We start from the raw sequence: 18979 nt of genomic DNA, 5'->3' as shown, positions 1-18979 counted from the left end.
GTGTGAAAACAAATGACAAATAAATACGCTGGTCAACATATTTTAGTTATGGGTTATGCCTTAACAGGTAAAAGTATTGTGAATTATCTACAAAAAGAAAGTGCAAAAATTACGCTCAATGACCGAGGGGACCTTTCTCAGGACCCGTCGGTTAATTTGCTATTAAAGTCAGGAGTAAGAGTGGTGGATAAGGGACACCCACTTGAGATATTGGAAGGAATTGACTTCATCGTCAAGACACCTGGGATACCTTATTCATTAGAGATTATTCAAGAGGCTTTGCATCGTGGTATACCAATTTATACGGATGTTGAGTTGGCTTATCGTGAAAGTCTAGCACCTATTATTGGAATTACAGGCTCTAATGGGAAAACAACCACGACTTGCTTGGCCCACCATCTTTTAGAAGGTTCGTGGAAAGGTAAAGTTGAATTAGCAGGAAATGTAGGCGTCCCGTCAATTGAAGTTGCTCAAGAAGTAAATGAAGCGGACTTAATCGTAATGGAATTATCTTCTTTTCAGTTAATGGGTACCCAATCATTTCATCCACAGATTGCGGTTTTTACTAATATTTATTCAGCCCATTTAGACTACCATGGAACACGGCAAGACTATATTGCAGCCAAATTAAAGCTGATTCAGCAAATGACTGAGAAGGATTATTTAATTTATAATGCTGATCAAACTGAACTTGAAGAATGGTTGAAAGATTCTCCAGCGATAAAGGTGCCATTTTCTCGTCAAAAGCAAGTAAATTCAGGTGCATATATTAAAGATCATTCTTTTTATTTCCAAGGGCAAGAAGTGGCTTTAATTGATCAATTTAATCTACCAGGCAAGCATAATTTAGAAAATGCCCTAGCCGCTATTGCCATAGCTAAAATTCAAGGGGTAAAAAATGCAGCCATTCAAGAGAAATTAGCAAGCTTTGCTGGTATTCGTCATCGTATCCAACCCTTAGGCACGATTAAAGGAATTAAATTTTATAATGATTCCAAAGCTACCAATACGGTTGCAACTATTACAGCCCTTAAAAGTTTTGACCAAGACATCATCTATATTGGTGGGGGCCTCGATCGTGGAAATGATTTCCAAGACCTAATTCCTTATTTAAACAAAGTAAAGGCAGCCTTTCTATACGGTGAATCAAAAGAAAAAATGGAAAGAGATTTTAGAAAAGCTAAAGTCAAAACGATTAAATTATTTGAAAATTTAGACCAGGCGAGTCAAGCTGCCATTTCTTTTGCTCAAGAAGGGCAAATTGTTTTGTTCTCACCCGCATGTGCCTCTTGGGATCAATTTAAGAATTATGAAATTAGAGGCGATCGGTTTATAGAGCAGGTCGAGTCTTTTAGAAGAGAAGCATAATAAAGGAGAAAGAAATGAATAAAGTAAAACGAATTGTTCTTTCAGGTGGTGGAACCGGGGGACACATTTATCCAGCATTAGCTTTATACCGTGTTTTAAAAGAAAAAGCAGATGTTGAAGTGCTTTATATTGGTACGCAAAGAGGACTGGAGTCCCAAATTGTTCCTCGAGAAGGAATGCCTTTTAAAGCGGTCGAAATAACGGGTTTAAAAAGATCAATTAGCATAGATAATCTAAAGTTAATCTTTAAACTATTTAATTCAACTCGTAAGGCAAAGCAAATGATCCGTGACTTTCAACCAGATATTGTTCTTGGAACAGGGGGTTATGTCTGTGGACCCGTCTTATTAGCCGCTAGTATGCTTAAAGTTCCGACCATTATTCACGAGCAAAATTCAGTAGCAGGAATTACTAATAAATTTTTAGCTCGTTTTGTTAATAAAATTGCTGTTTGTTTTGAAGAGGCGGGACATCAATTTGGCAAAAATCAACATAAAGTGATTTTAACAGGAAACCCTAGAGGGCAAGAAGTGATATCTACACCGCCAATGCCGCAATGTTTGTCTGAACAATTTGGTTTAAAAGATGATCAACCGACCGTTTTAATTTTTGGAGGCTCTCGGGGAGCGCCAGCCATTAATCAAGCGGGAATTGAATCTCTAGATAAATGGTTGACTGCTAATTATCAAGTGATTATTGCTACTGGACAAAGTCACTTTCAAGAACTTAATGAAGAAACAGTCGAAAAAATCAATGAAAGTAGTAATGTTCGAATCGTTCCTTATATAGATGATATGCCAAGTGTTTTTCAAGCGATTGATCTAGTTGTTTGTCGTGCCGGAGCAACAACCTTAACAGAGTTAACAGCTTTGGGATTACCTAGTATTCTAATACCTAGCCCTTATGTAACAGATAACCATCAAGAACATAATGCCTTGTCTTTAGTTAAAAAGAAGGCAGCTGTGATGATAAAAGAGTCAGAGCTTAATGGACAGTCTTTATTTCAAAAAGTTAACCAATTAATGTTAGCTTCTAAAGAATTAAAGGCCATGAGTCAAGCAGCAAAAGGTATGGGAATCACTGATGCAAGTGATCGGATTATTCAAATGATGAACGAGCTGGTATAAATAATTTTAAAAGAAAGGAGGAATAGGATGGCTAATTATCGGTTACCAGATAAAAATAAAAATCTACAGAATCGAAGAACTATTTCAGAAAGAAATAATCAACCGGTAACAGCGCCTATGGGTAATTACCGTTTAGATTCTCAAGGCAAACCTATTCTTCCGAGTTCTTTTGAACAGTCTCATGACCAAGAAAATTTAAATCGATCAAATATTTATTCCCTAAATGATTATCGAAACAATCAACAGACCGAATATTACAGTGGACCGATGGATGAGTCTTTTTATGGAGGGAGACCTTCGCAAAATTATCGTAGGGACACTAATTATCAAGGTCCATTTGTTTATACAAGTAGCCAAAAAGGGCAAAGAATAAATCCTAATTATTCCATCCCTAGATATTGGTTAGATAGACTGCCAAGTAAAGAAGCATTGTTAAGAGGTTTTCCTAAAGGAAAGAGAAAAATTTTTGTTCTCTATCTAGTCATTTATAGCTTAATGATAGGGTCAGCTTGGCAAATATTACCTTATAATAATGTTAATAGGTTAATCGTGTCAGGCAATCAAATCGTTCAAAGTGAGTCGATTCTTAATGGAGTCACGATTCATTCGATGGATAAGGCAAGTAATGTTTTGAAATGGCGAAAGGAAATTGAAGACCATATTCTCACTAACAATCCGTTATTGGAAGATGTTCGTATTCAGCGTGATAGTTGGAAAGCAATAGAGATTATTGTAGAAGAACAAAAAATTGTTGGTATATACTCTAGTAATGGTAAAAACTATGCCCTGATGAGTAAGGGGTATACATCGGATGAAGCTGTTATAAAAAAACAATTAGTTGCTGAACAAATGAATAGGCTTCCCATCATTGAAGGGGATTTTTCAGAATCAGTACTAAAACAAGTTGCTATTGCCATAGACCAGTTTGAAACGAGCACTTTAGAAAAAGTAGAAAAAATCACACCTTCCTCCAAACCAGGAAAAGAAGGCTATATTGAAATACAAATGAAGGACGGTAACCTTATAAAAGCAGTAAGTTCAACAGTAGCGGAAAAAATGAATTATTATCCAAAAATGTTAGACCAACTCAATGGTCGTAAAGGAATTATCGATCTCGAAGTGGGAGCTTATTTTACACCTGAGGCTAACGAAACTAATTCAGTCAAGCTTAACAATAATTAAGATAAATATGATTACGAATTGATAACAAGGACTTCTTTTAATTTCAATGGCTTTATGTGTGTGTTAATATAAAGGTAATATAATGTGATAAATACTCATGTTTTGGGAAAATGAAGGGGGTTCATCACCTGGATGAGAAATCAAGAAATAATTGTTAGTTTAGATATTGGAACAACATCGATTAAAGTTGTTGTTGCTGAATATATGAATGGACATGTAAACATAATTGGTGTAGGCAATGAAAAATCACGTGGTTTAAGTCGTGGAGTTATTGTCGATATAGATGAGACGGTTCTTTCGATTCAAAAAGCAATTGAACAAGCAGAACGTAAGGCTAATGTTAAAATCAATGAAGTGGTCGTTGGTGTGCCTAGTAATAAATTGGCAATTGACGATTGTCACGGCATGATTGCTGTAGCAAGTGAGAATCGTGAAATAACTTCTCGGGATGTTGACAATGTTATTTCGGCAGCAAAAGTACGATCTGTTCCACCTGAGCGAGAAGTAATTGCCATTTTACCTGAAGAGTTTATCGTAGATGGTTTCAATGGTATTCGTGACCCTCGTGGAATGATAGGTGTTCGTTTAGAGCTTTATGCCCGCTTAATGACAGGTCCACGTACGATTATTCATAATATTAGACGTTGTGTGGAAAAAGCAGGTCTTTCAATTTCTGAATTCGTCATTCAACCACAAGCGATTGCCACTACTGCTTTAAATCAAGATGAGCGAGAGTTTGGTACAGTTATTATTGATATGGGAGGCGGTCAAACATCCGCTTCCATAATCTACGATAATCAATTAAAATACTCGTTTGTTGATCAAGAAGGTGGAGACTATGTGACTAAGGATATTTCGGTTATCTTGAATACTTCCTTAGACTCTGCTGAACGCATTAAGCGTGAATATGGTTATGCCATTTCTAGTCAAACTTCACCGGAAGAGTATTTCCCGGTCGAAACAGTTGGACGTAAAGAACCTGTTCGAGTAGATGAGCGCTATCTATCAGAAATTATCGAAGCTCGCTTAGTTCAAATTTTTGAAACCATTCATGAAGATCTTGAAGCAGTAGATGCATTAGATTTACCAGGAGGCTTTGTCTTGACTGGAGGCGCTTCTTCTTTACCAGGTGTATTAGAATTAGCTAAAAAGTACTTCGGTCCTCAAGTTCGTGTATATATCCCAGAACAAATGGGAATGCGCAATCCTGTCTACACAACTAGTATGGGAATGGTTGAATATGTTTCAAAATTAGACGAAGTGCATCAAATCGCTCAGGCAACTTTCCGAGCTCAAAGGGCTCAACACGCTGCAGCTAGAGATGCTAACCCACCGTTTTCGAATCAGTATGTTGGCGGACAAGGTCGTCCTTATGGTGAGACAGATAACTCATATTATCAAACAAGTGGTATCGGAGGACAACAAGGTGGGCTTCAAGGAGGATTCGGTAATCGAGATCAAGCTCGCCAAAAACCAAAGAGCCCTTCATTATCTCAACCCCATCCTAATGGTCAAGCTTTTTCAGACAATTCCGGTCACTCAGAGTATTACGCATACAACGATAATCAAGCGGAATCTTATAATAGTTATCCATCAGAGGGCCAATATTCTGAAGAAGAATGGACAGATGAGTCGACAAAAAATCCATCAACTAACGAGGGTGGATTTGTAAATAAATTAAGAGCATATTTTCAAACGTTTTTTGATTAATTAAGACAGCACAAGAGGAGGAATATATTAATGGAATTATCATTTGATCCAACAGTTAATCCTGAAGGAGCAGTTATCAAAGTTATTGGTTTAGGTGGAGCGGGTGGCAATGCTGTCAACCGAATGATTTCTGAAGACGTTCAAGGTGTTGAATTCATCGTCGCTAATACGGATACGCAAGCTTTAAAAAGTTCTCAAGCAGAAACTAAAATTCAATTAGGCCCAAAAGTTACAAAGGGCTTGGGAGCTGGATCGATTCCAGAAATTGGCTTAAGAGCAGCTGAAGAATCAGAAGAACAATTACGTCAAGTTCTTGAAGGATCAGACCTTGTTTTTGTCACTGCCGGAATGGGTGGTGGAACTGGAACAGGTGCTGCGCCTGTTGTTGCTCGTATTGCTAAAGAGTTAGGAGCTTTAACCGTCGGAGTCGTAACACGTCCTTTCACATTTGAAGGGCCTAAGCGCGGTCGCTTTGCTGCTGAAGGATTACAAAATCTCAAGGAAGCTGTGGATACCTTAGTAGTCATCTCAAATAATCGTCTGCTAGAAGTAGTCGATCGTAAAACACCAATGATGGAAGCATTCTCTGAAGCGGACAATGTTTTGCGTCAAGGAGTTCAAGGTATTTCTGATTTAATCGTTGCTCCGGGCTTTATTAACTTGGACTTTGCGGATGTTAAAACCGTAATGAAGGATCAAGGAACAGCTCTGATGGGAATTGGTACAGCTGCAGGTGAAAACCGTACAGCAGAAGCGACTAAGAAAGCTATTTCTTCTCCGTTATTAGAGGTTTCAATTGATGGAGCGCAACAAATTTTACTGAATGTAACAGGTGGTCCGGACTTAAGCTTATTTGAAGCACAAGATGCAAGTGATATTATTGCTTCTGCCTCTAGCGAAGATGTTAATATTATTTTTGGTACTTCCATTAACGAAAGTTTAGGCGATGAGGTAGTTGTTACTGTTATTGCTACCGGAATTGATGCAGAAAAGAATACCATTAATAAACAACAAGGTATGCGTCAAAACCGACCAAATTTTTCTCATAACAACACTTTCCCTACAAACGAAAGTAACCCATCCTCATCCAGTTCACCAGCGATGAATTCATCTGACCGCTCAATCAATTTGGGACAAGTCAATCAGAAAGAAGCTGAACGTGATTTATTCAGTGATTGGGATATTAAACGTGAGCAAATTACTCGTGATGTGGCAGATATTGAGCCTAAAGAAAACAAGGTTGAAAGAACCTTTGAAAGATCGGAATCTGAAAGCAAGGTGCGTCAAGCGGAATCAGAAGAGCAAGACGAATTAGAAACACCTCCTTTCTTCCGTAAAAGAAATCGTCATTAAATTATTTAGAGGAAGCATGACTGTTTCCTCTTTTCACCAATTATTAGGAATAAAGTCGGAGGTATTATGAATTTATCAGCAATTATTCAATTTGTGTCTACAATTTTTCGTGTCTATCAATGGGTCTTGATTCTCTATGCCTTACTTTCCTGGTTGCCGGGAGCAAGAGAAAGTTCGATTGGACGAATGATTGATCGTTTGGCAAGTCCTTATCTTGATATTTTTAATCGCTACATTCCACCTATTGGTCCCATCTCCATCAATGTAATCATCGCTCTTTTTACATTGACTTTTATTGAGCAAGGCGTAAAATGGTTGATTATCATGCTTTTAGGCTAATAAATGAAAGAATCAATATATCAGCATTATCGTAAGGAAGAAAAATCTTTTGTAGACCAAGTTTATGATTGGATTGACCAAGTCGACCGCCTTTATACCCCTGTTTTAACATCTTTTTTAACGCCGAGAGAAGCAACTATTTTACAAGATATAGTAAATGGGCGCGACGAGATGAATTACTATTTAGATGGAGGGTATGAAGACAGTGAACGTAAGAGAGCTTTAATCTATCCCAACTATTATGTGCTAGATTTAGCAGATTTAGAATTAGGATTCTTAGAAATTAGTTACCCTACTAAATTTGCTGATTTGTCTCATGGTAAAATACTTGGAACCATTCTCTCAACAGGAATTGAGCGGGGAAGAGTAGGAGATATTATCACTGATGGTAATGCGTGGCACGTAATAGTTGATTTGAAAATGCAAACTTATCTAATGGATGAAGTGAAAAAGATAGCGAATGTGGGCGTTCATTTGAATCCTATACAGCGTGAAAATCTTCTGCATTCAATTGATGAGTGGGAAGAAACAACAGTCATTGTTTCTTCTTTAAGATTAGATAGTCTGATAGGTAAGGTCTATAATATATCTCGTCAAAGAGCTAAAGATGCTGTTCAAGCTGGACTAGTTAAAATTAATTTTACTGAAGTGGATCGGAGCGATACTTTAGTTGGAGTTTCTGACATAGTTTCGTTAAGGCGTTATGGTCGTTTCCGTATTCAGTCAGTAGATGGTAAAACAAAAAAAGATAATTTTAGGCTTTCAATCGATTTGTTAAAAGTATAGTAAGTAAAATTTTACAAAAAAGGAAGGATCTCTATGACAATTACACCGAATGACATTTTAGAAAAAGAATTTAATAGTAAGTTCCGTGGCTATGATCCAGAGCAAGTTAATGACTATTTAGATATTGTACGCGTAGAATTAGAGAAAAAACTAGAAGAAAATCATAATTTAACACGTGATTTGGCAGAAGCAAAAGATAAAATTGACTATTTTTCTCAGTTACAAGAATCTTTAAATTCTTCAATTATTATTGCTCAAGAAGCGGCAGAACGTCTGAAACAAAATGCTCGTAAAGAAGCTGAATTAATTCTTTATGAAGCTGAAAGTGAAGCCAGTCGAGTAATTGATGAAGCGAATGCTCAATCAAATGAAATTTTTGAAGAAGCAGAGAGATTGAGAAATGTAACGAAAAAATATCGTCAAGAATTACGTAAATTAATTGAAAATCAATTATCCATTGTTAATAATACTTCATTTGAGGATTTATTTGATGGTACAGCTTTGACACCCGCTCAGACACGTGAACAAAGACCAATATCAAACAATCGTTTAGATCGTTTGGCACAAGAGACTGAGTTTGAATCTAAAGAAAGTGAAGCAGACGAAGATTTATCGATGACACAAGTTTTTGATTTGAATGAATTAAGGGAAATTCATATGGAGGAAAATCAAGAAGATACTTCTGATTCTATGGAAACTATGCCTTTAAGTCGTGAAGAACTAGAGGCTTTTGAAAAAAGTCACTCACCAGAAGTAGCATATAATGAAACTGAAAATTCTGATGAAGCTTTACATGGTGAAACAATTCGTATTGACCTTCCGACAGAAGACTAATATAATAAAGAAAATTATTAGTAAAAGATATTATAGAAACAAGAAGTTAGATAACAAACTTTAGCGACTTGAGGATGGTGTAAGCTCAAGAGTCCATGTATCTAGTCTTTATCATTCTATAAACTGATTAGTGAATCTTATTGATTAGCTAGTTCCGCTTAAAAAGCGTTATCATGAAGAGTGAGTAGTTTTAACTATTAAATTGGGTGGTACCGCGTATTTGACGTCCCTTCTTAGGAAGGGGCTTTTTTTATAGAGAGGAGAAAACAAATGAAATTAAAAGACACTTTGCATCTTGGGAAAACATCCTTTGATATGCGTGCCAATCTGCCTGTTAAAGAGGTAGATTTACAAAAAGAATGGCAAGAAGCCGATATTTATCACAAAATGTTAGAAAAAAACACTGATTCAGAGCCATGGATTTTACACGATGGTCCGCCATATGCCAACGGACGTGTACATATGGGGCACGCTTTTAATAAAATTTCAAAAGATTTTATTACACGTTTTCGTTCAATGACAGGCCATTATTCTCCTTATGTTCCTGGTTGGGATACTCATGGGTTACCAATTGAGTCTGCCTTACAGAAGAATGAAGGCGTAAATCGTAAAGAATACTTAACAGCTGATTTTCGAAAGCTCTGTGAAGCCTATGCCTTAAAACAAGTAGAAGGACAAAAAGAAACTTTTATGCGCTTGGGAGTCAATGGAGACTGGGAAAATCCATATCTAACCTTGCAACCTAAATATGAAGCGCAGCAATTACGCATTTTTGGTCAAATGGCCGATAAGGGCTATATCTATAAAGGGGCTAAACCGGTTTATTGGTCTTGGTCATCAGAATCTTCATTAGCTGAAGCTGAAGTTGAATATCAAGATGTAACTTCTCCTTCAATTTATGTAGCATTCAAAGTGAAAGATGGCAGTGACGTTGTTCCAAAAGAAGCAGAGTTCATTATCTGGACCACTACACCATGGACATTACCAGCTAACCTTGGGATCTCGGTTTTAGGAGAGGCTAATTATGTGCAAGTTGCAGTTAGTGACCGTCATTTTATTGTCGCTGAAGAATTATTAGAAGCGGTGGCATTAACACTTGAATGGGAAAACTACCAAGTTGAAGCACATTATAAAGGTAAGGACTTTGATCGTTTAACCGCTCAACATCCTTTCTATGACCGTGAATCCTTACTGATGGTTGGAGACCATGTTACTTTAGAAACAGGTACTGGATTAGTTCATACGGCTCCTGGGCATGGTGAAGATGACTACTGGATAGGTTTAGAATATGGCTTGGATATTTTATCACCAGTAGATGGTAGAGGACATTTTACTGATGAAGCGCCTGGTTTGGAAGGTGTCTTCTATCTTAAAGGTCAAAAGCAGATTGTTGAGACCTTGAAAGAAAATGGTAGCCTCTTACACTATTCAGAATTTGTTCACTCTTATCCGCACGATTGGCGGACTAAAAAGCCAGTTATCTACCGAGCAACTCCTCAATGGTTTGCTTCTATTGATAAATTCCGTGAGGAACTTCTTAATAATGTTGAAAATGCAGTGACTTGGCATCATCCATCTGGTAAACGTCGTATTTATAATATGATTCGTGACCGTGGTGACTGGGTGATTTCTCGTCAACGTGTTTGGGGTGTGCCTTTACCAATCTTCTACGCAGAAAATGGAGAAGCTATCCTTGAATTAGATATTGTCAATCATGTAGCTGATTTAGTAGAAGAGCATGGAACAAACATTTGGTTCGAGTGGGAGGCAAAAGACCTTTTACCAGAAGACTTCCAACATCCTGCTTCACCAAATGGTCAATTTACCAAAGAAATGGATATTATGGATGTATGGTTCGATTCAGGCACATCTTATGCTGGTGTTTTACAAGCTAGAGAAGATTTAAGCTTCCCTGCTGATTTATATCTTGAAGGTTCTGACCAATATCGTGGTTGGTTTAACTCATCATTCACCACCTCAGTAGCTGTAAATGGTTTCCCTCCATACAAGGCTGTTCTTTCACAAGGCTTTGTCAATGACGGTAAGGGGCAAAAAATGTCTAAATCTTTAGGGAATGTTATTGATCCAGCTGATGTGATGAATGATTTAGGAGCAGATATTATTCGTTTGTGGGTAGCATCTGTTGACTATGAAGCGGATGTTCGTGTTTCTGATGAAATCCTTAAGCAAGTTTCTGAATCTTATCGTAAAATTCGTAACACTGTTCGTTTTATGTTAGGTCTTGTCAATGATTATCATCCAGCTGAAAATGCCGTTCCTACTGATCAACTTACAAATCTTGATCAATATATGAATGCTAAATTTAACTTGTTTAAAGCAGATATCCTAGAAGCTTATGACAACTATGAGTTCCCAGAGCTTTATAAGCGCATTATGAACTTTATTTCTTCAGACCTTTCAGCATTCTATTTAAATGTTGCTAAAGATATTGTCTATATTGAAGCTAAAGATAGCCATGCGCGTCGCTCAATGCAAACAGTGATTTATCAAATGGTTCACGATATGTTAATTTTAATGACACCATTAATTGTGCATACAACTGAAGAAGCATGGAAAGATTTACCAGCAGTCGATGGCTTTATTCAATTAGCTGAAATGCCTAAGGCAGAAAATCTTGACCAAGCTAAGGAGCTTGTTGCTAAATGGGATGTCTTCTTTAAATTACAAACAGGAGTGAACAAGGCTTTAGAAGAAGCCAAGAATCACCCAGAGCAACCAATCAAGAAATCATTTGAGGCTGCTGTATCTCTATACATTAATGCAGAAGATCAAAAAGCATTTGATTTATTAAGTGATCAGCCTGCACAATTATTTACGGTATCACAACTAACTGTTCAGTCGTTTGATCAAGCACCGGAAGATGCGCATCAGTTTGAAGATTATGCTGTGAAAGTTGATTTTGCAGAGGGTCAAATTTGTGACCGCTGTCGTGCTGTAAGACCAGAAGTCGGCACGATTAAAGGGGCAGAAGAACTTTGCCATCGCTGTCATGAAATTGTGACAACAGAGTATCCTGAATATTTTGAAAATAAAGAATAAACTTATAAAAAAGCGTTTGACCATAAGGTCAAACGCTTTTAATATTCATTTGTTTTGTTGATGATTAGGATGAAAACTAAAAGTCATCTAAATAGTCATCCTGAGTATTTTTAGGATTCATAGCTTGTTGTTTTTGTTCATTTGAAATAGCTAATAGTCTTTCTTGCAGTTGACTTTCCATTGATTCCAGTTCATATTGAGCAGCCTGTCTTTGCTGACGACCTTCTGCTTGAATCTGAAGGGTAGTTTCAATTGTTTCAATCAGGTCCGCTTGAGTTTTTTGTAAGGTTTCGATATCGATAATACCTCTCTCAGTTTCTCTCGCTGTATCAATAGCTGATTGTTTTAACATATCCGAATTACGGCGTAACAGATCATTGGTTGTTTCTGAGACCATTCTTTGAGAAGTGGCAGCGTCTTGCTGTCTTAAGAGGGCAAGGGCAATAGTAATTTGGTTTTCCCAAAGAGGAATAGATGTATGGACAGAGGCTTGGATTTTTTCAGCCAAGGCTTGGTTGGTATTTTGAATCATACGGATTTGAGGGGCTTGTTGAATGGTCATTTGACGAGTCAGTCTTAGATCGTGGGTGCGTTTGTCTAAACGGTCTAAAAATTGATTAAGGTCGTGGACTTCCTGCACATCCATTTGGCTATTGCTTTCTTGAGCCTTTTTAATAGCTTGAGGAATGGTCTTGGATTGTAACTCTTCAATTTTAACTTCTCCCGCTGCAATATAGACATTTAAAGCCTCAAAGTAGTCTTTGTTCTTTTGATAGAGCGTTTCTAACATCATATTGTCATTGAGTAATTCATTTTTTTCTCTTTCTAAACGAATAACTACTTTGTCTAATTGATTACCTATTTTTTGATACTTCATTTGCGTATCAGAAATCGAGGCACGTATTTGACCAAAAACTTTTTGGAAAAAGTTAGGACGACTCGTTAATTCTTTAGGATTCGACTGTTGTAAAGTAGTCATTAAATCAGTTAAAACATCACCCACTTCGCCAGTATCTTTAAGCTGGACGTTATGTAGCATTGAATGGGAGAATTCTGATAAACGTTTTTGCGCTTTAGCTCCGTAGGTTATAACAGCAGAGAGGTTTTTCTCATCGATCTGCTGGGCCAGTTTACGTGCTTGAGCTTGACGATTTTCACTCAAGCGGTCAATTGTTTTTTCATTGGTAACTTTTTTCTGTGAAAGAATTGAAGCTTTTGATAATTCACTTTGCAAAGATTGAATGGGTTCAATCTGATTTTCTTCTTGATCAAAGGGGTCCGTCAGAAGATCGTCAATTTCATCAAAGGAAGTGGCTTGAGTTAAATTTTGATTATTTGGGTCTAGTTCATTCATCGCTTTACTCTCCTTCATTATCTAGTTCTTTAAACTCATCAAAAGGGTCATCCATATTAAAATCATTCAACTTAGAATCTTTTGATTCTTGGCTAAATAGATTGGTTTGATTATTAGATTCATTATGTAACATTCGATCGGCTAATTTCAAGCCATCTTCTAATTCTTGATAGGTATCGGAGTGGAAATTCAAATAATCCTCAACAATTTCTTGGCTCAACTGATCAATTGTTAGGGCACTTTTTTCTAAAATTAAATAAGTTTGCTTATTTTTTGCCACGTGTGAATTAATTTCATTATATTTTTCTAATAGATCTTCTAATTGTGGCAGATAATTGATTAAGAAATTAGAAGCATCCAGTCGGCGATTGGGTTCTTCAACGATATCTTTAAAGTAGTTCTTTGAAACCTTGACGATATTGTGCCGTATTTCAATGGCGCGCATTTTAGCCGTTGCTTGAAAGTTAGCTTCAATATTAATAATCTGCTTACGTGAATCAGCCATTTGGCTCCTAAAAGCTTCAATTTCGTGTTTGTTTAAGCCTGCTGCTTGATAATGTTCAAGCATATTACGACTAGGCTTTTTATTAGAAGGTTTGAAGAAAGGATGCCATTTTTTCTTCGAATATTTGGGTCTAAATAGATAGGCAAGAAGGCCTATTATGACTGAACAGATTATAATAGCTACACTTAGGTATAGGGTTGTAAAGACTATACTTGCTAAAAAGTCTGTTACAGAATAAATTGTTGAGACAGGTCCACTTGGTCCAGCTTGAGAATTTGCAATTAGCATAGCTAATAAAAATGAAAGAAATTGTCCTACATGGTAAAAAAGCCAGATCCATTTTGATGCGTTGATTTGGCGAATATAATAAAATATAACAGAAAGTAAAATCCACAAAAAAATAACAGATAAAGAAAAATAGAATTGAGTCGTAAGGTAATAACTAAACCCTAAAAGCTCACCCAAAACAATGACAAAAGTACACAGAGTGATATTTCTCTTGAGAGACGGTGTCCAAATATCAGACAGGCGTTGTCCATTTTTAGAAAATTTGTTTAGACTTCGAAATATTGATAGCAGAGGGCCCGCTAATAAAAAAATATATATAATTGTTATTAAAGCTAACATGATTGAAACCTCCCTTTTCTTAATTTTAGAATATCATAGCCAGAAAAAAGTCTTATCGGACTTGAGGCCTATTCTTAAAGTTAACCATTGAAAAGACTTGAAAGAAAGAGTAGTAGTCGCTAAACTGAGTAGGAATTAATCGCTAAGTAAATCATTTTAAGAGGTGAATATTATGAAAGATAAAATAGAGTCAATTTCATTTAACAAAAATAATGAAACACTATCTGTTAACCAAATTTACGATGGGGCCATTTTAAAACTCTATCAAAATGAAATTCGTCTACCCAATGGTCAAAAGGCTAAACGTGAATTAATCCATCACTTGCCAGCAGTGGGTATTTTAGCAGAAACAAAAGATAAAGAAGTTATCTTGGTTAAACAGTATCGTCCTGCTATTGCTTATGAAATATATGAAGTCCCAGCGGGTATTATTGATCAAGTAGAAGGTCAACTCGAAGACCCACTGATAGCTGCTAAACGTGAGTTGAATGAAGAAACAGGTTATGCTTCAGAGGATTGGCAATTTACTTCTAAATTCTATATCTCACCAGGTTATATTGATGAGGCCATTTATCTTTTCTTTGCTCAATCTGTGGAAGAGGCCAAAGAGAAATTAGATCAAGATGAAAATGAAGAAGTTTCGCATTACCTATTTACGGCTCAACAAATAAAGGACATGATTAGTAAGGGCGAAATCATTGACCTAAAAACTTTATACGCATTAACCCTTTGGCTAAATAGTTTGGAGGCTTAATTATGGGACTATTCTCACGCAAAAAGAAAAAACACGATGATTATCAAGATTATTTAAATTATGAGCAAGAAGAAAAAAATCGTTTACGTCATCAGTCTTCTTCATTCGAGCAAGAAAACTCCTCTGATCAGTCAATCTATCAAGAAAATAAAACTCTCTATCGCGAATTTATTAATCGAGCAGAAGCAATTGATGATTCACAAGCTTTCCCAAATTATTCTGAGGAAGCTTCTTCACAATTGGATAGCCAGAATGAATTTGATATTAATAATGAGCTAAGTATCGAAGAGGATGGAGCGTATAATGCCTTCAATAATCAATTTGATTACCCAGACCAAGGGAATTCAATCAAGGATTATCAATATCAAGCATTAGATGAAGGTAATACCCCTATAAGAAAAAGAGCTAAATATTCAGCTAAAATGGACCGTTTTTTAAATAATGGCATTATTATAGTGGGTTTTTTATTAGTATTAGTTTTACTGATCGCATTTTTAGCTTAGGGGGATGATTGAATGAAAAAAATTGGAATTATCGGTGCGATGGAAGAAGAAATTCGTCTCTTAAAAGATGAAATATCAAATATAAAAATTCATAATTACTATGGCTTTGAGTTTTATCACGGAAGCTTAAGTGGTAAAGAGGTTGTATTAGTTCAATCGGGTATTGGAAAAGTTAATGCGAGTCTGTCGACCGTTTTAATGGTGGATCATTTTGCAGTAGATTTAATTATTAATACGGGCAGTGCCGGAGGTTTATCACCAGACTTAGCAGTCGGTGACTTGGTCATAGCGGATGGTTTAATCCACCATGATGTAAACCTTTTAGCCTTTGGATACGACCAAGGTCAAATGGCGGGAATGCCGACAATTTATCAACCGGATGAAAAAACGAGTCAGTTGGCCTATCGACTGGCAAATGAGAACGGTCAAATGGCTATTAGGGGACTGATTGCTTCAGGCGACCAATTCATCAGCGACAGTCAACAAGTAAAAACGATTCTTCAAGCTTTTCCTAACGTAAAAGCAGTTGAAATGGAATCAGCTGCTATTGCTCAAGCAGCTTATGTGCTGAAAACACCTTTTATCATTATTCGCTCAATCTCCGATAAGGCAGATGAGGAAGCTGGAATGAGTTTTGATGAGTTTATCCTCCTAGCTGGACGTAAGTCAGCTGAAATGGTAATGAATTTACTGGCACAATTTGACTAAAAAGAGCTTGCTTATCTTTTTAGAATCGGTATAATAGAAAGAGTGTAAAATAATGCAGCATAGAAAAAGAAAGCGCGTCAACAGTTAGTAACGTCAACGTTAATGAGTAACCACGGCTGCAAAAGGTGAAAAACTAACTGCACGCATTCGATTTTCTAACCAGTTATTTTACTCCAATACATATTTATGGAGGAATTTTAATGTCACGTTATACAGGACCATCATGGAAACAATCTCGTCGCTTAGGAATTTCATTAACAGAAACTGGTAAGGAATTATCAAAACGCCCATTCCCACCAGGACAACATGGTAATCAACGTAAAAAATTATCAGAATATGCTTTGCAAAAAAATGAAAAGCAAAAATTACGCTTTATGTATGGTTTAAATGAGCGCCAATTCCGTACTTTATTTAACCGCGCTGGAAAAATTTCTGAAGGTAAGCACGGTGAAAACTTCATGGTAATGTTAGAGCGTCGTTTAGACAATATGGTATATCGTTTAGGTCTAGCAACAACTCGTCGTCAAGCACGTCAGTTAGTTAACCATGGTCATATTACTGTTGATGGTAAACGTGTGGACATCCCGTCTTATATTGTTGAACCAGGACAAGTAATTAGTGTTCGTGAACGTTCACGTAATTTAGCTATCATCAAAGAAGCATTAGAATCAACAGTTACTCGTTTAGAGTTTGTGAACTTTGATGCGGATAAATTAGAAGGTAGCTTAGTTCGTTTACCATTACGTAGCGAATTAAACGCTGAAATTGATGAAGCCCTAGTCGTAGAATACTACAATAAATTAGGCTAAATCTTAAATAGATTGTTAAATAAGATTGGGACCTTTCCCAATCTTATTTTTTTCATTGTGACTGAACGAACTTTTGACTTTTATTTAACAATAGCTTTAAAAGAAAGCTTCTAAATGTTATAATATATGGTGATTATTTATGCAAAAGGCCAATATGGCAGGGTATAAGAAATAAGTAGAGGAGCGAAAAGGAATGAGTATTAAATTCACGGACATTCTGTTCTTGATCGTTGTAGCAATACTCTTAATTTATGGATTAATTTATTATTTCCGTACACAGAGAAAGAAAGAAATTAAAGATTTAGAACAACGTAAAGATGAAATGATGTCTATTTCTGTTGCAGACCAGCTCTTTACTTTGAAGAATATGAATCTATCTGGTCAGACAAAAAGAAAATATGAGAGTTTAGTGGCTACTTGGCAAACAATTACCAACTTCCAATTTACTGAAATAGAAGCCGCTTTGGTAGGCTCTGAACAATTTGTAGAACAAATGAATTTAGTGCGAGCCAAAAATGCCTTAAATCAAGCGCGAGAAATACTTGATGAAACAGAGATTCAAGTGCATCAATTACATCAGGAATTAACGGAATTATTGTCAACAGAGGATGAAAATCAAGAACGTTATGAAGAGTTACTTGATCGTTATCAAACAGCTCGCAAGAGTGTCATGAATCATTCTTTTGACTATGGTCCAGCGATTGAAACGCTTGAAAAGAATCTTCAATATTTAGAGCTGAACTTTACTAAATATAATGAACTAACAGCTAATGGTGACCATCTAGATGCTCAAGATATGCTAGATAACTTGGATGCCGATTTATCATCTTTTGAAGAAATCTTACAAAAAATTCCAAGTATGTACGATAAGATTCAAAGTGAATACGAAGATTCTCTTGAAGATATACGTGATGGTTACGAAAAAATGGTAGCTAGTCGCTTTAACTTTGATAATATTAATGTTTTAGAAGAAATTGATAAAATTCAAGAGCAGTTAAATCAAGCCAAAAACGAGATTAAAAATGCTGATTTGGCTGACGCAAAAACTTTGATGGACAAAGCAGAGCGTGAGATCAATTCCTTATACGATCAGTTAGAATCAGAAATTGTTGCTAAAGAATATGTAAATAGCCATATTCATCAATTGAAGGGACAAATTGAAGCAGTAACTGAAAACAATCGCTATGCAGGAATTGAAGTCGATCGTATTTCTCAATCCTATATCTTACATAATAATGAATTAGATCAAGTTAATGATTTAACTGAACGAATTCGTTTAGAGTATCAAAAATTTAAAGACTTGGAAGTCGATATTGAACAAAGTCATGCAGTATTTACTCAAATAGAAAGCAAAATGCGTAAAATTGAGCGTTCCATTGAAGAAATTGCCGATGAGCAAAACCAGTTAGTAAAATCTATATCTGGCTTAACCAGTCGAGAAAAAGAAGCTAAATCAAATCTTGATTTATATGAATTAGACCTTCGAAATATGAAACGTAAGTTAGAAAAAAATCATTTACCTGGCTTACACAATAGTTATTATGAATTGTTTTATAAGGTAACCGATCAAATTGAGAATCTCTCTCAACAACTAAACCGTGTCCGAGTGGATATGAGTCAAATTGATGAGATGGAGGGTGATCTGGAGCAAGGTCTAGATGAGTTAGAAGCTATGACTGAGGAAACCATTGATTCAGCTATGCTCACTGAATATATGATTCAGCATTCGAATCGTTTCCGTTACGATTACCCAGAGGTAGATCAAGCAATTAAAGAAGCTCAATATTACTTCCACCAAGAATTTCGTTATCGTGAAGCTTTAGCTACAATTGAAAAAGCCTTACGTCGGGTAGATTCAGATGCACCGACACAGGTTCGAAGGATGTATCATCAAGAAAAACAAATCCGATTTTATTAAAAGTAAAGTCCGAATAGATTCCATTATTATGGAATCTGTTCG

16 protein-coding genes are annotated in these 18979 nt (G+C 36.3%); 14 read left to right on the top strand and 2 right to left on the bottom strand.

Annotated elements, in window-relative coordinates:
* The first annotated feature begins 12 nt into the window (after positions 1-12).
* The 9 genes from murD to ileS all read left to right on the top strand — a co-directional run bounded on the left by murD (position 13) and on the right by ileS (position 11759).
* A complete protein-coding gene (gene murD / locus NW240_RS03995) occupies positions 13-1368 on the top strand; it encodes a UDP-N-acetylmuramoyl-L-alanine--D-glutamate ligase (RefSeq protein WP_258436171.1) in 1356 nt (451 codons plus the stop codon).
* A gap of 14 nt (positions 1369-1382) precedes the next feature.
* Entirely contained in the window at positions 1383-2495 is a 1113-nt protein-coding gene (murG, locus tag NW240_RS03990; RefSeq protein WP_258436170.1) for an undecaprenyldiphospho-muramoylpentapeptide beta-N-acetylglucosaminyltransferase, read from the top strand.
* A gap of 27 nt (positions 2496-2522) precedes the next feature.
* Positions 2523-3677: an FtsQ-type POTRA domain-containing protein gene (locus NW240_RS03985; RefSeq protein ID WP_258436169.1), complete on the top strand. Its 1155-nt coding sequence runs from the start codon at positions 2523-2525 to the stop codon at positions 3675-3677.
* A gap of 132 nt (positions 3678-3809) precedes the next feature.
* A complete protein-coding gene (gene ftsA / locus NW240_RS03980) occupies positions 3810-5387 on the top strand; it encodes a cell division protein FtsA (protein ID WP_258436168.1) in 1578 nt (525 codons plus the stop codon).
* Between the two features lie 30 nt (positions 5388-5417).
* Entirely contained in the window at positions 5418-6740 is a 1323-nt protein-coding gene (gene ftsZ, locus NW240_RS03975; RefSeq protein ID WP_258436167.1) for a cell division protein FtsZ, read from the top strand.
* A gap of 66 nt (positions 6741-6806) precedes the next feature.
* Complete coding sequence (locus NW240_RS03970) at positions 6807-7079, top strand: YggT family protein (protein WP_258436166.1); 273 nt, start codon at positions 6807-6809, stop codon at positions 7077-7079.
* 3 nt (positions 7080-7082) lie between these two features.
* A complete protein-coding gene (locus NW240_RS03965; protein WP_258436165.1) occupies positions 7083-7865 on the top strand; it encodes an RNA-binding protein in 783 nt (260 codons plus the stop codon).
* A 33-nt stretch (positions 7866-7898) separates the two neighbouring features.
* On the top strand, positions 7899-8699 hold the full coding sequence (locus NW240_RS03960) for a DivIVA domain-containing protein (protein ID WP_258436164.1): 801 nt from the start codon (positions 7899-7901) through the stop codon (positions 8697-8699).
* 270 nt (positions 8700-8969) lie between these two features.
* A complete protein-coding gene (gene ileS / locus NW240_RS03955; RefSeq protein ID WP_258436162.1) occupies positions 8970-11759 on the top strand; it encodes an isoleucine--tRNA ligase in 2790 nt (929 codons plus the stop codon).
* A gap of 76 nt (positions 11760-11835) precedes the next feature.
* Here the strand turns inward: ileS and NW240_RS03950 are convergent, their stop codons facing one another.
* Together NW240_RS03950 and NW240_RS03945 are read right to left on the bottom strand one after the other, a co-directional pair.
* Positions 11836-13113, bottom strand: a complete 1278-nt coding sequence (locus NW240_RS03950; protein ID WP_258436161.1) for a toxic anion resistance protein — start codon at positions 13111-13113, stop codon at positions 11836-11838.
* A 4-nt stretch (positions 13114-13117) separates the two neighbouring features.
* Positions 13118-13906, bottom strand: coding sequence for a 5-bromo-4-chloroindolyl phosphate hydrolysis family protein (locus tag NW240_RS03945; protein ID WP_258436160.1), 789 nt, complete (start codon positions 13904-13906; stop codon positions 13118-13120).
* 511 nt (positions 13907-14417) lie between these two features.
* On the opposite strand from NW240_RS03945, the gene NW240_RS03940 reads away from it, so the two are divergent.
* The 5 genes from NW240_RS03940 (at position 14418) to NW240_RS03920 (ending at position 18937) form a co-directional block, all read left to right on the top strand.
* Positions 14418-14999 (top strand): NUDIX hydrolase, encoded by a 582-nt coding sequence (locus tag NW240_RS03940; protein ID WP_258436159.1) that lies wholly within the window; start codon positions 14418-14420, stop codon positions 14997-14999.
* Between the two features lie 2 nt (positions 15000-15001).
* On the top strand, positions 15002-15502 hold the full coding sequence (locus tag NW240_RS03935; RefSeq protein WP_258436158.1) for a hypothetical protein: 501 nt from the start codon (positions 15002-15004) through the stop codon (positions 15500-15502).
* A 12-nt stretch (positions 15503-15514) separates the two neighbouring features.
* On the top strand, positions 15515-16210 hold the full coding sequence (locus NW240_RS03930; protein WP_258436157.1) for a 5'-methylthioadenosine/adenosylhomocysteine nucleosidase: 696 nt from the start codon (positions 15515-15517) through the stop codon (positions 16208-16210).
* A gap of 200 nt (positions 16211-16410) precedes the next feature.
* Positions 16411-17019 (top strand): 30S ribosomal protein S4, encoded by a 609-nt coding sequence (rpsD, locus tag NW240_RS03925; RefSeq protein WP_258436155.1) that lies wholly within the window; start codon positions 16411-16413, stop codon positions 17017-17019.
* Positions 17020-17212: 193 nt separating this feature from the next.
* Entirely contained in the window at positions 17213-18937 is a 1725-nt protein-coding gene (locus NW240_RS03920) for a septation ring formation regulator EzrA (RefSeq protein WP_258436154.1), read from the top strand.
* The last annotated feature ends 42 nt before the right edge of the window (positions 18938-18979 follow it).

This window comes from Facklamia sp. 7083-14-GEN3 (genome assembly GCF_024742075.1).
GTDB lineage: Bacteria > Bacillota > Bacilli > Lactobacillales > Aerococcaceae > Facklamia.
Note: the sequence above shows the minus strand (reverse complement) of the source record. Positions and strands in the feature narration are given on the sequence as shown.

Excerpts from the sequence above, each read along its gene's own strand:
- ileS (WP_258436162.1), top strand. The coding sequence starts at position 8,970 with ATGAAATTAAAAGACACTTTGCATCTTGGGAAAACATCCTTTGATATG.
- NW240_RS03970 (WP_258436166.1), top strand. The coding sequence starts at position 6,807 with ATGAATTTATCAGCAATTATTCAATTTGTGTCTACAATTTTTCGTGTC.
- NW240_RS03920 (WP_258436154.1), top strand. The coding sequence starts at position 17,213 with ATGAGTATTAAATTCACGGACATTCTGTTCTTGATCGTTGTAGCAATA.
- ftsZ (WP_258436167.1), top strand. The coding sequence starts at position 5,418 with ATGGAATTATCATTTGATCCAACAGTTAATCCTGAAGGAGCAGTTATC.
- murD (WP_258436171.1), top strand. The coding sequence starts at position 13 with ATGACAAATAAATACGCTGGTCAACATATTTTAGTTATGGGTTATGCC.
- NW240_RS03985 (WP_258436169.1), top strand. The coding sequence starts at position 2,523 with ATGGCTAATTATCGGTTACCAGATAAAAATAAAAATCTACAGAATCGA.
- NW240_RS03935 (WP_258436158.1), top strand. The coding sequence starts at position 15,002 with ATGGGACTATTCTCACGCAAAAAGAAAAAACACGATGATTATCAAGAT.
- NW240_RS03940 (WP_258436159.1), top strand. The coding sequence starts at position 14,418 with ATGAAAGATAAAATAGAGTCAATTTCATTTAACAAAAATAATGAAACA.
- ftsA (WP_258436168.1), top strand. The coding sequence starts at position 3,810 with ATGAGAAATCAAGAAATAATTGTTAGTTTAGATATTGGAACAACATCG.
- NW240_RS03960 (WP_258436164.1), top strand. The coding sequence starts at position 7,899 with ATGACAATTACACCGAATGACATTTTAGAAAAAGAATTTAATAGTAAG.
- murG (WP_258436170.1), top strand. The coding sequence starts at position 1,383 with ATGAATAAAGTAAAACGAATTGTTCTTTCAGGTGGTGGAACCGGGGGA.
- NW240_RS03950 (WP_258436161.1), bottom strand. The coding sequence starts at position 13,113 with ATGAATGAACTAGACCCAAATAATCAAAATTTAACTCAAGCCACTTCC.
- NW240_RS03945 (WP_258436160.1), bottom strand. The coding sequence starts at position 13,906 with ATGCTAATTGCAAATTCTCAAGCTGGACCAAGTGGACCTGTCTCAACA.
- rpsD (WP_258436155.1), top strand. The coding sequence starts at position 16,411 with ATGTCACGTTATACAGGACCATCATGGAAACAATCTCGTCGCTTAGGA.
- NW240_RS03930 (WP_258436157.1), top strand. The coding sequence starts at position 15,515 with ATGAAAAAAATTGGAATTATCGGTGCGATGGAAGAAGAAATTCGTCTC.
- NW240_RS03965 (WP_258436165.1), top strand. The coding sequence starts at position 7,083 with ATGAAAGAATCAATATATCAGCATTATCGTAAGGAAGAAAAATCTTTT.